Genomic DNA, 16,672 nt, shown 5'->3' on the forward strand with positions numbered 1-16,672 from the left:
GCAATCAGACCACTCTGATATTGAAAATCTAGATAGCCAAAAATTAAATTGCCGATTCCCCAAGAGAGAATTCCTAGACCAAGCCCTAACCACACATTGCGACCACTGATGATTTTGGGACTACGCCAATTGCGAAGGCATAGTAAACCTGAAACTGCGATCGCAATCGTTTGAAAAATGTAAGTTCCATATCGATACCAATTTGGACGAACACTTAAATCTTTGATCACTTTGTCACATTCCTCAGGCTTGATGCCCCCCATACTATCAGTGGGTGCGCTGAGGAAGAGGTAAAACATAAGGGCGAGAATTGCCCATGCGATCGCCGCCCAAATAATCGATTGTGTAGAAATTCCTGATGATGATGACTTGTCTTTATTCATAGTTAGACCTTGGCGAAATCTCTAATAAATATAAATTTTTGTAAGTTTTTCTCTAAATATTGCTCACAAATCAATGGTAAGTAGCAGATATGGCGACAGGCTATCACTTATTAATGCCATTAATGCCACAATTATCTACCGCCACAATTTGCTTTCAGGAATTCTTTTTAACCAAGTCTTTATCGATAATGCCTCTGGTAACTCATTGAGAGCCTCAATCGCCCCATCCACAAAGCTGTTATTTCCTAGATAAGAAGAGCCTAGACGATGTAGCTCAACGAGAAGAAGTCGTAATTTAGTCTCGTCCCAGTTAGGGATTTGGACAGTATTCAGGGGATTGATTGATAGCACTTGTTCCAGTGAAGTCATGTTTTCACATTGAGCAAATTTATTTGTTTGCATGAATCTTAATAAATCTTGCTTAAAGGAGTCTGCTTGTCTCACACCAAGAAAATCTTCGACCTCCAAATATACAGATTGCAGTATTAACAAGCCCCCTTGGACAAGATGCGTACCCGCAGACGAACCTCCATGATTTGTGGTCTGCGGTTTATCTAGCTTAACTCTGCCCCATACGCTAAAACGTTTGGGTTCTTCTAATAAGACGCAAGCTTTACCCTTGTTATCAGTTAAGTCTCGCCAAAGTGCTAGGGCTTCATCGCGATTATCACCAAATGTGTTGAGTAATCGAAAGGTTTGTCCCTGATACTGCAAAATTGGTATTTGCTGATCTCTATTTTGTGGATTCTGAACGTTGACAATTTCAACGTCTTGGCGCTTCAGGATGAACATGTCTCTATTGTTGACTTAACTGACGTTACCAGTAGCAACAAATTGTGGCTACTCCATGCCAAGGTTAATAATAATCCCAAAATCACATTAACACCTTGAAATTTAAAATAAAACCTTAACAAAAAAGCGATCTTTTCTACTCTTGTTCTTTGAATATATTGATATAAGAGCTAAAGCTAAAGCTAAAACCAAAAAATCAATAGGTGAGTTTTGGTGCTTCGCGTCGCAACTCATATCCTTGTTCTATATTGCGTTGCTATCCTGCAAGCTTCTTACGATAGCAGTAAAGATTTTGAAGTTGGGAGTATAGTCAGTAATGCGATTATCAGCAAGATTATGCCAATCAAGTCACGATTTGCAGAAATTTCGATACTTTCATTAACGATCAGTGGTTGGGGTGTGGGGAGTAGAAATAATAAGAGGCTATACATTTGTAGCCAAGGCTGAGCAATCAACGCGATTGCTAATAATACAATTCGCACAATGCGAGAAATTTTAACTGCTTGGCGATAACCAAACATCGCGAGGGCAAGATTGCCACCATCGAGATATTGAAATGGTAGTAATTGTAAAGCACTGATGGCGAGTCCAGTCCAACCAGCAAGGGTGAGCGGAGATACACTTGTAAGCAGATCTATATCATTGATCGTTTTACCTGCGCTAAAAACTGACTGCAATATAGTGATGAAAATAGAATTCCTCACCTCAAAGGTGTTGAGGTAGGGCAAAAATGATGCTGAGATTGCAGCTTCGTTATTAATTGCGGTGTTAATTGTGTTTGTGGGGATCAGAAACCAGTTGCCCAAAAACAACAGAATTATGGAAATCCCTAAACTTGAGATCGCAGTAATTACGGATAATTCAAATAGAAAATGGCGTTGATATTTAGGGTTTTTGGGAATAGCGACGCGATTATGTAAACTGCCCAGCCAACCAAATCCACTGATGCAGGGCAGAAGGATGGGGGGGCAAAAATTTAATTTATATCTTTTGGTAACTACATATTGAGCAGTTAGGCGGGCGATCACAATCAGGGCAATTCCCATTAAATACGAAATGCCTGTTTGTAAATTCGCAAAACTCAAGTCTTCGATATGGCTAATATTTGCACCCACAATCATCACTGTGAAAGCCGTGACAATCATACTGACACTACTAGCAATCCATTGCTTGCGGTGGTTGACAATGTGGGATTCCTGATTGCTATGGTGGCTGGGAATTAAATAAAAACCATAGCTGGTATTATTCCCATGAGTATCTTCATGATTATCTAAATACATGCCACGATTGTCGGGGTGGCTTTCTTGGAGATAGCAGATGAAGCGATCACCAAAGTTTTGATAAATATTTTGACTAATGGTGTCGTAAGCATATTGAGAATTTTGCGATCGCAAAGTGCCGTGGCAATAAATCTGAGATTCTCGGTGCTCTAAACCTTGGTAATGATAAAGCGCTGGGGGGAAACAGGTTTTAAGTTTTTGCTCTTCTTCATGGCTGAGAATGGGAATCGCCTGAACATTAGGATTCCAGCACTGATATAGCCAAATTCCTAAGAGATAAGTGGTTACTAAAAAAATTAATGGCAAAGTTAATTGGTAAGTGGTCGTCAAGACAATAGTTATGCTGGGTAATGCAACTGCTAGAACCCATAGAAAAAATATTTGGGATTGGCTGTCGTTTGAGCGCAATTGCGATCGCAGGTAATAGCCCACCGTGCAGCCCACCACCACAAAAATAAAGATTTCTTTAAATCCCATAGCAATACCAAGATAAGGTCAACTTAAACAATTAATCGGTACTGTGACACTTACTTTAAATTAAGCTATTGTCTAGCGCCAAAACCAAGAGAGTCCGCAAAATTTGCTGCGCTCTACTACAATCTCTTGGCTTGCTACCTTAACTGTAATGGCAATCTCTCCCCTATGAGCAAAGACTTTGAATCTATTAGCGATCGCTTACCACCACAAAATATTGAAGCAGAGGAGGCGGTGCTAGGGGGAATATTGATCGATCCAGAGGCAGTTTCGCGGGTGTTAGATACTTTGCGTCCTGAGATGTTTTATGTCGCAGCTCATCAGGAAATTTTTCGGGCTTGTCTACTACTGCACAATCAATCTAACCCCACAGACATGATGAGCTTGACCACATGGCTTAGTGATCGCGATCTGCTCGAAAAAGTTGGCGGACAAACTAAAATTGCCCAACTTTGCGATCGCACCGTTAGTGCAGTCAATATCGATTTCTATGCCCAACTAGTTGCCGATAAATATGCACGGCGCAAACTTGCCGAAGCCGCTAGAGGTGTAGTTGAAATTAGCTACAGCAACGAAATAGAACTTGCCCAACTACTTGATCAATCTGAGCAGAAGATTTTTGCCGTCACCCAATCTCGCGCCCAGCAAGGACTTACTCCTGCTGCCGATATTCTCACCAAAACCTTTTACGAATTAGAAAATCGTTTTAATTCCCTTGGCACTGGCAACTCCACTGCCACAGGTTTAATTACAGGATTTTATGATTTTGATGCCATGACCAATGGCTTACAGCGATCGGATTTGATTATCCTCGCAGGTCGCCCTTCAATGGGGAAAACCGCTTTTGGTCTAGAATTAGCTCGCAAGATGGCAGAAATTCATCGATTACCCGTGGCGATCTTTAGCTTAGAAATGTCGAAAGAGCAGTTGGTTTACCGTCTGCTTGCTAGCCAATCTAAGGCGCGATCCAGTGATTTAGGCATCGATAGTAACCGTCTCCGCACTGGTCAAATCAGCGAAAATGAATGGGGAACGGTGGCGATGGCAATTAGTGGACTGTCGGAACTGCCGCTATTCATTGATGACACTCCCAATCCTCCCATCACCGAATTGCGTTCCAAAGCCCGTCGTTTACAGTCAGAAAAAGGTGGCGTATTAGGCTTAATTCTGATTGATTATTTGCAATTAATGGAAGGGTCAGGGTCGGATAATCGGGTGCAAGAAATATCAAGAATTACGCGATCTCTTAAAGCTTTAGCGCGTGAGTTAAATGTACCCGTAATTGCTCTATCCCAATTAAGTCGAGGCGTAGAAGCAAGAACTAACAAGCGTCCCATGCTATCAGATTTGAGGGAAAGTGGAAGTATCGAACAGGACGCGGATTTAGTCATAAATTTATATCGTGATGAATATTACAATCCTGAAACTCCCGATCGTGGAGTTGCGGAAATTATTATTGCCAAGCATCGTAATGGTCCCGTTGGCACGGTCAAACTACTATTTGAGCCACGCTTAACTAAATTTGAGAATATGGCTTCTGGACGTAGTTAAAGTTCAATGGCAAATAAAATGGATAAATAAGAGGAGTTACAATTTCGCACATTTATTTCAGAGCGATAACGATATAATTTACCTAAGCTCAACTATCTGACGATAAATCTATGCAAACGTCTGGTCAGCAATCAGATCCCATTACATTAGTAATCTCCGAAGTTGTTGAGCCAAATCTTGTAGAAGAATATGAAGCTTGGACAAAGGAAATAAATCAATCAGCTCAACAATTTGAAGGATTTATGGGTGTCGAAGTAATTCGTCCACGTAATCATCATTACCTTGAGTATGTAGTCATCGTAAAATTTGACAACTACGATCATTGTAAAAACTGGCTATCATCATCTATTTATCAACAATGGATACAACGATCTAAGCGCTTTATCTCGAAGCGATCGCAACAACATCTTCCCAATGGATTAGAACTCTGGTTTACATTACCTAAAAGCACCCTGCCACATCCGCCACAGCCAGCATATTATAAACAGGTGATCATTGGCGTAATTACTGTTTATCCTCTCATTCTATTAGCTAACTTAATTCTCAATCCATTACTAAAAGGTCTGCCTGATACATTAAGATTACTCATTTCTGTGATATTTGTATCTACATTGCTGACTTATCCTGTAATGCCATATCTAACTAAACTACTAGAATTTTGGCTATATCCTGCAACACCAAAGAGAGTAAGCAACCGTTCAAAATAAGAATCAAAAAATGAACACTTGTCATTTTTAACTAGAACACATTATTAACTTGAGATAAACAAATGGTAAATATTGGCTATCATACAGCAAAGTTACAGGGTAAGTTAATTCGATCAATTTATAAATCTAACCTCCCCAATATTGTTAGCCGCCCCATTGCACAATCACGACAAGTTCCCATTAAAGTTTATGCCCTATCCTGTGAGCGGGATTTACCTGAACAGATTGCTAGTCTACGGTCTTTTCTTAAATATGTCGGCATACCTGACACATTTACAATTATGTCCGATGGAAGCTACACCGAAAATAGTATTAAATTACTAAAGCTTGTTCATCCCTGTGTGGAGGTACAGCTCTTAACTAAATTCCAAAGAGATGATTTACCACAATCGGTCTATGCTTATGCATCGCAGCAAGCAATGGGAAAGAAGCTTGCTGCTCTAATGTCGATCCCCATTGAAGGTGCAACACTTTACACAGATTCCGACATTCTGTTTTTTCAAGGTGCATCGGATCTAGCTAATTTAGCCATCTCCAAAGATACACATACTTATTATTTACCTGACTGTAAAAGCTCTCTAGACAAACGGCTGATTTATGAAGATATCGAACAACAAGAACCAATTAATGCAGGATTCATTTTGTTCAAAAAAAACTTGAACTGGGATTATGCGATCCAAAGGTTAAGCGATTTACAAGAACTTCCAAACTACTTTTCTGAGCAAACAATTGTTAATTTAACTATCAGGCACAATCATGGAATTGCCCTTGCACGCGAAAAATATATTATGAATGTTGATGATCAATTCATTTATCCAGATAAATTTGTCACTAAACAGATTGCGATGCGTCATTACGTTAGTGACATCAGACACAAATTTTGGAATAGTGCGATTAAAGAATTTAAATAAAGTCGTTATTAAAAACAAATCCATATAAAACTAGAAATTAAAATATCATGATAAATAACGAGCAAGAATATACACAAACTGAATCTGAAACATTAATTCCTAAACGAACTCTGCTCTGTATATCGCATGTTTTTCCGCCCAAAATAAATCCCCTTGCTAACAGGGTTTCCAAACTACTATTAGGATTTCAAAAGGAATGGAATATCATCGGCTTAACCGATACAGAAAACGCATTTCTGGATAATTCAACTAAAATTCATTTTGTAAAAGCTTGGACACCTCAATTAATAATTGATGTTTTTAACAAATTAAAGCTCGGCAAGTTTCTAGATATATTTATTTGGCCAGACAAGTATATCTTTTGGATTTTACCAGCTTTAATTAAAGGATATCAAATTGTAAAGCAGGAAAAACCTGATGTAATTTTAGTTTTTATGATGCCATATTCTGCAAGCATTATTGGCATTATTCTCAAATGGCTTACAGGAGTACCGTTGATATTTAACTTAAATGATTCGATTACCTGTACTGATATGCATGCAGCTACTCCTACTTGGATACATCATTGGCTAGAGTTATGTTTAGAATATCTTTATGGTCGACATGCCAACGCTCTGGTATATGTTTCTGAAGTTAACTTAGAAATTGCAAAAAAACGTCAATCTATAGACCAACAGCATAAATTTCATTTAATCCGTTGTGGTATTGATCCATCTGATTATAATTTGCCGATTAATAACGAACCTGATAAATCTCAATTTCAATCAATGAATGACTCATTGGATATTATTTATACAGGTGGCATGAATGGATGGTATGAGTTTTTAAGCAATAAAGAAGAAAAGAATTATCTCAAACAGCTCTATCGGTATTGGATGGGATTGGGAAAGCACATCAGAGCAAAGGTTGATTATCGTAGTTCTAGTCCTGTTTTTATTGGTAAAGCAATGCAAAAAGCAATTGCACAAAATCCTAGTTGGCAAGATAAGTTGCATCTAAAAATATATGGTAATGGATTTTCAGATGACACTGTGAATCAAGTTTTAGAAATTCAAGGGTTGAAGGATTTAGTTAACGTGTTCGGCAAAACTCCCCATTCTCAAGTAATTCAAATTGCTAGACAGGCGGATCTATTACTGCTGACTTTACCCGCAAGACCTGATGGGAATTATGGAGGGAGAATTTCAGTCAAGACCTATGAGTACCTCATGACTGATCGCCCAATATTAGCAGCTATTCCTAAGGGCGAAAACTGGAATTATCTCAATGGTAAAGCGGGCGTATGGATTGTAGATCCTATGGATATAGATGCAATGTGTGAAGTGATTAATCTAGTTTTTACGGCGAAGCTATCTGGTTCTCCACTGAGATTTGATCGGACTGCAAGCCATGAAGAAATGAGTTATACAAGGTTGACTGAGAACTTTTTGCAAATTTTGAATACATTTAAAAAATCTGCATAATCAATAAAATTTTCATCTCAAGTTGTTCAACTACATCGACCTAGAACAGAATCAATATATGAATATATGTAGCTTTGATATCTTTGATACAATTTTAACAAGATCGGTATTAACACCATCTGAAGTTTTTTATATATGTGGTATTCGTGCTTTGCAATTTGGCTGGCTAACCATGTCACCGAAGATGTTTCAGGTTGAACGAGTGAACGCAAGAGATCGATCTTGCAAATTTATTGAAGGAGGTGAGAATACTCTGGATGAAATCTATGATGAAATTGCTGATGCTCTAGGAATATCCCGAGAAACTATCTCTAAACTAAAGAATCTTGAACTTGAAGTTGAAAGAGAATTGCTTATTCCTATCCCAAAAGCTTATCAAATGATTGCTAAAGCAAGGCGATTGCATCCTCATGTTTTATTTCTGTCGGACATGTATTTGCCTGCTGAATTTCTAATTGAGAGGCTAAAACATCATGACTTTTGGCGAGAAGGCGATCGCTTATATGTATCTTCACATTGGCGCAAGTCTAAAGGGAAGGGTGATCTGTTTTTACAAGTGCTACAAGATTTAAGCTTGCAACCCCAAGAGCTAACTCATATAGGAAATAGTTGGCATTCTGATGTTGCGAAACCAAGATCATTAGGGATTAATTCTATTCATTTCAATGATGCAAATCCCAATCGTTATGAAACGATTTTGCAAAAATATGCTGATGCTACGAATGGAATTACATCTAGTTGGGCGGCGATATCTCGCTATACAAGATTGACAGAGGTTGCAAAGACAAGTAAAGAAGCAATAATTTGTGATGTTGCCGCCTCGGTGGCTGCGCCGATTTTAACGGCTTATGTGATTTGGATTTTGCAGCAGGCTAGGGCGAAGCAACTGGCACGCATTTATTTTTTAGCAAGAGATGGCGAAATTTTGTTGCAAATTGCTCAAGAAATTGCGCCAAGGATTTATCCAGAGGTGGAGTTGCGATATCTCTATGTTAGCCGCCAAGCTTTGAGGATGCCAGGGTTAACGACAATTAATAGGGCGTTTTGGGAATGGATGTTTGATGATACGACTATTTTTACGATTGAGGCGCTGTTAGCGCGGATGTGTGTGGAGAGAGAAACTGCTCGACCAATTTTGGAGCCGTTAGGATATCCCTATGAGATGTGGCAAAGAAATTTATCGACACAGGAGCGGAAAGCACTCAGAAGTAAACTAGAGCAACACGAACCTTTGCATGAATTAGTTCTCAAGATTGCGGAACAGAAGCGTGAGGTTTTAAAAGCCTATTTAGAGCAGGAAAAGATGCTTGATGGGAAAGCGTTTGGTTTGGTTGATGTGGGTTGGCGCGGTAGTTTGCAAATTTCTCTGGAAAATGTCTTTGAGATATTTGGAACAAGGATGCCCGTTGGATTTTACTTCGCTTTGGATAGACCGACAGGTGGACTTATTCATAAAGGGGAAGTGCTGGCATTTTTCTTCAATTTGAATAATTCTACAGGGCTTCGCAATGACATCGACTATCGTTATGTTTCGGCAATGGAAGTCTTTTGTGCTGGTTGTGAAGGGACAACTCTTGATTATGCTTTGCAGGCGGATAATTCAGTTATTCCTGTTCTGAAACATATCAAGAATCAACCAGCCTTGGATTGGGGATTGAAGGGTTTTCAGAAATCAGTGTTGAGTTTTGTGCGACGTTTAGTGGCGCGATCAACTGCGGAGATTGATTTTACTATTTCACCAAAGCTATTGCGTGAAGCCTTGGATGAAGTGTTTCTCACTTTCAATAATGCGCCAACTCAGGAAGAAGCCGAAGCTTTTAGGGACTGTCCATTTTTTGATGATCCCAATGAGCTATATCACTTCTATTGGGCGATGCCTTTGCCCTTGGTTGGGGTTTTAAAGTATGCGATCGCAATGCAAGATGGGTTGAATGTACATCGTAATGCTTGGTATGAGGCAAGCGTGCAAGTTAGCTCCCCACTGGTAAAAGCAATTGTACCTTGGGCAAAAGCACAAAGAATGATGCTGAGGCGTGTTAAAAGGCTATTGAAACGTTTGTGAGATATGCAAAGTTTCGTCTACCATAAGTATATAAATACATAAATAATATAAATATATTCATATTCCCTATGCCCGTAATAGAGCAAAATCAAACAAATAATCCCATTTTAGCGGCAGTAAAGCAACGTTTAGATTCGGGAGGTGCTTTATTACCCGATAGCGCCGACAACCTCTTAGAAGTGGTTGGTATTCTTAAAAGCTATGGAGTGGTTTTAGGCGAATATTATCGAAATCTTACTTATATTTCTGAGTATCAATTCTTGAATATTTTGCCATTTTGGAAATTTTTTAATGGCAATCTCTCGTTAGGTAAAGTGGCTCGGCATTGGTGGCATGATCGCATTAATTTTGAATTTGCCGAATATTGCATGAAAGCAATGTTTTGGCATGGCGGTGGCGGGCTGGACAGGTATCTGGATTCTGATGATTTTAAACAACGTGCCAAAATTGCGATCGCAGCCAAAGTTAAGCGCAATCCATTTATGGCATTGACCAATCAATTGTTTCCTGACTTTTTGCTAGAGCAGGTACGTCTGATGACCTACTACAGTGCGTTGGGATATTTTTGGTCATTCATGTCACCGATGTTTTTAGAACTTAGCGATCGCTATGATCGTGGTGAAATCAAAAGTATTCCTGATGTGGTGCGGCATGTGCAGGATGGCTTAGTGGCAGCAGCAGCAGTACCCTATATTTACAAAGTGCCGATTAACGGTCAAGATTACGAAATTGTGCCACAGTCAGCAAATTTGAGCTTTTTAATGGATACGGCTGTTCCCTATGTAGAGGCAGTGTTTTTCCGTTCTTTTCCATTCCGAGGCACAACTTCCTATAACGCGCAGGCGAATCAAATTTCGCCAGAAATTTCGCAATTTAATTATGGTGTACTATATGCCGATCCTCTGCCTGTTGGTGGCGCAGGGATTCCGCCGACATTACTCATGCAGGATATGAGACATTTCTTGCCTGACTATTTACATAGGTTTTACCAAAATGGCGATCGCGGTGAGGAGGATTTGCTAGTCAAAATCTGTTTGTCGTTCCAAAAATCAATGTTTTGTGTAACCACTGCGGCTTTGCGTGGTTTAGCTCCCCATCCGCTAGAAACTGAAGATCCTCAACAACAGCAAGCTAATGAGAAATTCCTTGCCCCATGGCTAGATAGACTTTCGCGATCGCGTTTATATAGTTTGCAATAGTTGTATCCTATTGCGCTCGTCATTCTTGTTACTGCACTTTGCAAACCCTAAAATCTGTGGCGCACACTGCGTGTGCGCCACAGATTTTAGGGTTTGGGTTTAATTATGCCTAGCTACTTACAAGAAGAGTTTTACTGAGAAATTTTTTTTGTCAAAATGTGTATTTCTAAATACCTGTATCCAAATTATTGTAAAGTCAAAGTCTGTTCTAGATCTAACGGGGAGCAGCCGTTAGAAGATGAAATGCTTAATTTCAAATAGGGAAAGTTTGGTGAAAGTCCAACGCTGTACCGCAACTGTAAAAGTGACTAGCCCATTGATCGCCTTTGATCGCTTTAAGTCAGGATGCCTTCTAGAACTTTTAATTGCTTAAGTTAATTTATATCTGCGAGTTACAGATCATGAATCTCTCCAAAAATCTATCGACCAAATTGGGGTCAGTGCAAACTAAAGCGATTGCGATCGCAATTGCTTTTAGCTTTTTAGTATTTGCTAGTCCTGCCTCAGCTCATCATCCTATGGGTGGCAGAGTTCCTAGTAACTTTTTTGAAGGCTTCATGTCAGGCTTGGCGCACCCTGTGATTGGTTTAGATCATCTTGCCTTTATCGTTGCCCTTGGTTTAGTAGCCTCAATCAAGACTCAAGGTATTTTGATTCCCACCTCCTTTGTATTGTCAGCAATGCTGGGTACTGGGCTTCATCTTCTTGGTGTAAACCTGCCTGTAGTAGAACTAGTTGTTTCCGCCTCCATCTTGCTCTTTGGTGTGTTACTAGCCAGCAAAAATAGTCCTAACGCTTTAGTAATAATTGGGTTGTCGGCGATCGCAGGGCTATTTCATGGTCATGCCTACGGGGAAGCAATTTTTGGCGCACAAACTACCGCTTTAGTTTCCTACTTGGTTGGTTTTACGATCATCCAACTCGTAATTTCAGGGTCAGCATTCTTTGCGGGCAAAAAAGTCCTGAGTGGTGATTTTGCAGGAGTATCGCCTAATCTACGCTCGGCTGGATTAGTAATTTGTGGCATTGGCGCGGCATATTTAGCGTCCAACATCTCCGCCTTAGTTTTTCCATCTGTTTAGTAAATTTTCGGTATTATTCGTGGAAATATCGTAGGCATAGGCGGCGTAAAGCACCGTCTATGCTTTCCTGTTTACCGCTCCTCCACAGTGGGCATTTTTTAAAAATTTAGAGAATAATTATGGCAGCGAAAATACCTGTAACTGTAATTACTGGATTCTTGGGCAGTGGGAAAACGACGCTGATCAAAAAACAGTTACGAAATAATCAAGGCAAGCGCATTGCGGTACTGGTCAATGAATTTGGTGAAATCGGCATTGATGGCGATCTCCTGCGCTCTTGTCGTGTATGTGATGAAGACGGGAAAGAAATTACTCCAAATATTGTCGAGCTAACTAATGGTTGCCTCTGTTGCACAGTACAGGAGGAATTCTTGCCAACCATGCAGGAGCTTCTCAAAATTCGCGATCGCATTGATTGTATTCTCATCGAAACCTCTGGACTAGCATTACCCAAACCCTTAATTCAAGCCTTCCGTTGGCAAGAAATTCGCAATGGTGCAACGGTTGATGGTGTGATTGCTGTCGTTGATTGCGAGGCAGTTGCTAGCGGCAAATTGGTAGGGGATCTTGATGCTGTAAATGCTCAGCGCCAACTCGATCCTAATCTCGATCATGAAACGCCTATTGAAGAACTATTTGAAGATCAGTTAGCCTGTGCGGATTTGGTCTTATTAACTAAAACTGATTTGGTGGATGTTGACGCTCAAAACAAAGTCCATTCATGGCTGAAGCAAGAATTGCGCGAGGGCGTTAAGGTGATTGCCTGTGATGAAGGCAATATTAATCCTGAAATCTTGTTGGGCTTCAATGCTGCCGTTGAGGATGATCTAGATGCGCGTCCAAGTCACCATGATACCGAGGAAGATCATGACCATGATGATGATATTAATTCCATTGATATCATTACCGATCGCACCTTTGAGCCTTCGCAATTATTGGCATCCCTCAAACTTGCGATCGCAGATCAGGAAATTTACCGCATCAAGGGCTTTGTGAATGTCCCTAATAAGCCGATGCGGATGGTATTGCAAGGTGTCGGCGATCGCCTTGAAACCTCTTATGATCGCCTCTGGGCTAAGGATGAAGCTCGCCAAACCCGTTTGGTTTTCATAGGTCAAGGTTTAGTGCGATCGCAAATTGAAGCGGCGTTAAGTTTATAAGCCCCTCACCTCCCAGCCCCCTCTCCCATAGGGAGAGGGGAATAAGCAAAGAGTTGCATTTTCTCCCCCTCTCCCATAGGGAGAGGGGCTAGGGGTGAGGGCAACATCTATATTTTTTTGGAATATTCTCAATTGCAATCTACTACAGCTATTTGTCCCAGTCTCTTTAATGCCACCACTGCCCAAGATGGCATTCTTTCGCGTATCCGTTTTCCTGCGGGATTGATTACTGCCACACAATGCGAAGTTCTCACACAGGTCGTCAAGCAATTTGGTAATGATCAAATTCAAATTACTAATCGCGCGAATCTCCAAATCCGTACCAGTCAAGCTTTAATCGAGGAAGTGCTGCTAGATTTTCAAGATTATGGACTTGCCTCTAGCACCGAAAGCACCGATGGCTTGCGAAATATTATGGCTAGTCCCAGTGCAGGGATTGATCCCCATGCCAAGATCAATATCATTCCTTTTGTCAAAGCATGGAACTTCTATCTGTCACAACATCCTGAATTAGCGATTCTCTCCAATAAATTTAGTGTGTGCTTTGATGGTAGTGAAGCCATTAACGTCAGCGATCGCCCCAATGATATTTGTTTAATCGCAGTTGAGATTAATGATGAAATTTACTTTGAATTGCACTTAGGTTTAGGCGATCGCGGTGACGCTCCAACATCGGTAAATATTTTGATTCCCCATCACCAAGTTTTAGAGGTTTTAGCCGCACTTACAGACTTATACCGTCAATTTACAGAGCAACAACTAGAGCAAAAAACATATTTGCGATCGCGTCCTCCCCGATTAAGAGACCTAATTCATGATTGGGGTGTAGAAAAGTATCTTGATCGAGTTGAACAGAAATTAGGTTATGTATTAAGATCCTCATCCCTAGACACTCGCACATTAGGGGAGAGGGGAACAAGAAAGTTAGAAAGTTATAGCTATTTAGGGATTCATCCTCAAAAGCAATTAGGGCTTTTCTATATTGGGGTTGTTGTTCCATTAGGAAGATTAACTGCTGCTCAGTTTCAAGGTTTGGGAAACTTGGCAAAACAATACGGTGGTGGGGCTTTGCGGTTAACACCTTGGCAAAATCTGCTGATTACGAATATTGCGGAAGCTGATATCGAACAGGTAACACAGGAAATTTTGAACTTAGGATTATTTGCTTCCGCAAATCATCCCTATGCCGCAATTACTGCTTGTTCTGGGTTCCAAGGATGTAAGGCAGCCCACACTGATACGCAATCCGATGCGAAACGAGTTGCCGCCTATTTAGAAAACTGCATCAAACTCGATCAGCCGATTAATATCCATTTCTCAGGCTGTGAAAAGTCTTGCGCTCAGCACTATCCCAGTGATATTGCGCTAGTGGGCATCCAAGCAAAAGACAGCAATAATTCTGAAGTTTATAGGGTTTACGTTGGTGATGGTGATACTAATTTTGGTCGAGAATTATATTCAGAATATGCTGCTCAAGATATTCCGATCTTGATAGCACAAATGTTAGAAAAACATCAAAATCTAAGACAAAATCCCCAACAAACCTTCAGAGAGTTTATAAATCAAACTTTTTAATACAAATTGTTGATTTAGAGCCTATTAGCTAGCGCATTATTGTATTTTTAGTTTTAACTCTAAATATATTATTGTGTCTCAGGATTATTAACATGGGCAAGCGTGTCTATATCGGGCGTTCAGGAATTCCTCTGACCAGAAGACAGTTTTTAATGGCTTTAGGGGGATTGGGGGGAGCCGCAGTTTTGCAGCGCGGTTTGGTCAGCTTAGGATTACTCGACAATCCCTATGCCCATGCCCAAAGTCCACGCTTCCCCACGGGAAATATTGGCAATGGGAAGAAGGTAATCGTCATCGGTGCGGGTGTGGCTGGTATCTGTACCGCCTATTTGTTGGCGAATCGGGGCTTTGATGTCAAGGTTTTTGAAGCGAATAATCGCATGGGTGGGCGATCGCTGACAGTGCGACCAGGCGGAAAGATGCAGGAAGTTGGCGGGGAAATTCAAACCTGTGATTTTATCAAATCCGATAATGCTCCCAGTCCATACCTCAATGCAGGCCCTGGCAGAATTCCCCATCATCATCAAACTGTTCTCAAGTATTGCCGCGCTTTTAAAGTTGCCCTAGAACCTTTCATTTTCTTATCCAGTGCTAACCGTTTTCAAAGTAACACTTTGAATAATGGCAAGCCTGTCTTGTTTCGGCAATTGCAAAGTAGCCTGCACCATGAAATTGGGGAAATCCTCGATAAAACTCCTGGTACGCAGCTAGATCGAGCGCTTGATCAAGTATTAACTGAAGATGATTTTGTGAGAATGTTCATTGATGAATATTCGATTAACGATCTGCCCAAAAATGAGCAGCGCCGCCTCCTCCGTGGAGTCTTTGCGGGAGAGTTTGGCGAATATACTGACAGTCTACCTAAGCCACCTTCTCGCCTTGCGCGTTTGAGAGAGAGTTTTTATGAAGAATCCTCACGCTTTGGCTCAGATTTCACCAATCAACAGCCACCTTGGGCAGGAATAAATGAAGGAAATCCATTGCCAATCATTGAATTGGAAGAAATTCTGCGTTCTGGTTTATGGAATGGTGAGATGTTTAATTCCCTTAGAACTGAGTGGCAAAATTCTTTGCTACAGCCCGTTGGCGGGATGGATATGCTATGGAAAGCATTTTTGGAACAACCTGTCATGGGCAACAAAAAAGTCAAAGACCTTGTGGTGGTCAATCGCCCCATCACTGCGATTACGCCTGATGCTCAGGGTGTGACTGTTTCCTATGTCGATGGTAGCGATCGCGCCGATTTTTGTGTTTCGACCATGACTCCCAAACGACTTGCCGCCGTTGTCCGTAATGCCAGTGAAGATTTCAAGGTTTGTCTCAATGCTTTTCGTTCTGTGCCTGCTACGAAAGTGGGATTTCAAACCAAAAATCGCTTCTGGGAAGTGGGCGATGACAAAATTTACGAAACTGGGAAAGAATCAATCTATGGCGGCATTAGTTGGATCAAGAATGACTATCCCACAGAACTCACGCAAGCTTTTCGACAGGAAGCGAATGGCGGCAAGCGATTAGGAACTGAGGATTTTCGCAATCTCTACGCTCAAGCCAGTCCTGAGATCCGCAAACAAAAGTGGTCTACGCTAATCACACAGGTTTGGTATCCTTCCAATGGATTTCACGGCGAAAGGGGTGTGCTTACGGGAACTTACAACAACAGTCGTGCTGCGAGAGCCTTGGGATCTTTGCAAAGTAAAGATCGGATTGACTTGGCGCTTATGGGTGGTGAAAAGCTCCATGCTGGTTACAGCAATAACATTCGCAAGGAAAGCGCTCTGGTGGTGGCTTGGCAAAATATGCCTTACTTCGATGGTGGTTGGGACAGTCACTCAGGAAGGAAGTCCGAAACTAAGGCTTACTATGAGATGCTGAATACTCGCTTTAATCCCTATCTGAATATCTATTGCGCTGGCGACTATATGAGTTATTTACCCGGTTGGATGGAAGGTTCGCTAGGCTCGGCGGAGATTGTCTGCGATCGCATTTGTGAAAAGGTCAAATCTATTTAAAAAAGGGCGGCGCATTGCGCCGCC

Annotated in this window: 12 protein-coding genes, 1 pseudogene and 1 riboswitch; of the genes and pseudogenes, 10 read left to right on the forward strand and 3 right to left on the reverse strand. The window is 41.0% G+C overall.

From position 1 onward, the window contains the following. From H6F41_RS06115 to H6F41_RS06125, 3 genes and pseudogenes are all read right to left on the reverse strand, one after another. Positions 1–383: pseudogene (locus H6F41_RS06115) on the reverse strand (hypothetical protein); the annotation flags it as partial. A gap of 135 nt (positions 384–518) precedes the next feature. Continuing rightward, positions 519–1,175, reverse strand: coding sequence for an Npun_F0813 family protein (locus tag H6F41_RS06120; RefSeq protein WP_190402593.1), 657 nt, complete (start codon positions 1,173–1,175; stop codon positions 519–521). A gap of 272 nt (positions 1,176–1,447) precedes the next feature. Then, positions 1,448–2,932, reverse strand: a complete 1,485-nt coding sequence (locus H6F41_RS06125) for a zinc metalloprotease (RefSeq protein ID WP_190402594.1) — start codon at positions 2,930–2,932, stop codon at positions 1,448–1,450. A gap of 165 nt (positions 2,933–3,097) precedes the next feature. Here H6F41_RS06125 and dnaB point away from each other — a divergent pair, with 165 nt between their 5' ends. The 10 genes from dnaB (at position 3,098) to H6F41_RS06175 (ending at position 16,648) form a co-directional block, all read left to right on the forward strand. Continuing rightward, complete coding sequence (dnaB, locus tag H6F41_RS06130) at positions 3,098–4,480, forward strand: replicative DNA helicase (protein ID WP_190402595.1); 1,383 nt, start codon at positions 3,098–3,100, stop codon at positions 4,478–4,480. 110 nt (positions 4,481–4,590) lie between these two features. Next, positions 4,591–5,187, forward strand: coding sequence for an antibiotic biosynthesis monooxygenase (locus tag H6F41_RS06135; RefSeq protein WP_190402596.1), 597 nt, complete (start codon positions 4,591–4,593; stop codon positions 5,185–5,187). Between the two features lie 62 nt (positions 5,188–5,249). Further along, positions 5,250–6,098, forward strand: a complete 849-nt coding sequence (locus H6F41_RS06140) for a hypothetical protein (protein WP_190402597.1) — start codon at positions 5,250–5,252, stop codon at positions 6,096–6,098. Positions 6,099–6,145: 47 nt separating this feature from the next. After that, positions 6,146–7,561: a glycosyltransferase gene (locus H6F41_RS06145; protein WP_190402598.1), complete on the forward strand. Its 1,416-nt coding sequence runs from the start codon at positions 6,146–6,148 to the stop codon at positions 7,559–7,561. Between the two features lie 58 nt (positions 7,562–7,619). Next, a complete protein-coding gene (locus H6F41_RS06150; RefSeq protein WP_190402599.1) occupies positions 7,620–9,623 on the forward strand; it encodes an HAD family hydrolase in 2,004 nt (667 codons plus the stop codon). 68 nt (positions 9,624–9,691) lie between these two features. Further along, positions 9,692–10,822 carry a CO2 hydration protein gene (locus tag H6F41_RS06155; protein WP_190402600.1) on the forward strand — a complete coding sequence of 377 codons (1,131 nt, stop codon included), beginning with the start codon at positions 9,692–9,694 and terminating at the stop codon, positions 10,820–10,822. A 192-nt stretch (positions 10,823–11,014) separates the two neighbouring features. Then, positions 11,015–11,193: riboswitch (cobalamin riboswitch) on the forward strand. A gap of 30 nt (positions 11,194–11,223) precedes the next feature. Further along, entirely contained in the window at positions 11,224–11,904 is a 681-nt protein-coding gene (locus tag H6F41_RS06160) for a HupE/UreJ family protein (protein ID WP_190402601.1), read from the forward strand. A 119-nt stretch (positions 11,905–12,023) separates the two neighbouring features. Then, positions 12,024–13,064: a cobalamin biosynthesis protein CobW gene (gene cobW, locus H6F41_RS06165; RefSeq protein WP_190402602.1), complete on the forward strand. Its 1,041-nt coding sequence runs from the start codon at positions 12,024–12,026 to the stop codon at positions 13,062–13,064. A 132-nt stretch (positions 13,065–13,196) separates the two neighbouring features. After that, positions 13,197–14,639 (forward strand): precorrin-3B synthase, encoded by a 1,443-nt coding sequence (gene cobG / locus H6F41_RS06170; protein WP_190402603.1) that lies wholly within the window; start codon positions 13,197–13,199, stop codon positions 14,637–14,639. Between the two features lie 92 nt (positions 14,640–14,731). Then, positions 14,732–16,648 (forward strand): flavin monoamine oxidase family protein, encoded by a 1,917-nt coding sequence (locus tag H6F41_RS06175; protein WP_190402604.1) that lies wholly within the window; start codon positions 14,732–14,734, stop codon positions 16,646–16,648. The last annotated feature ends 24 nt before the right edge of the window (positions 16,649–16,672 follow it).

This window comes from Pseudanabaena mucicola FACHB-723 (assembly GCF_014696385.1).
GTDB lineage: Bacteria > Cyanobacteriota > Cyanobacteriia > Pseudanabaenales > Pseudanabaenaceae > Pseudanabaena.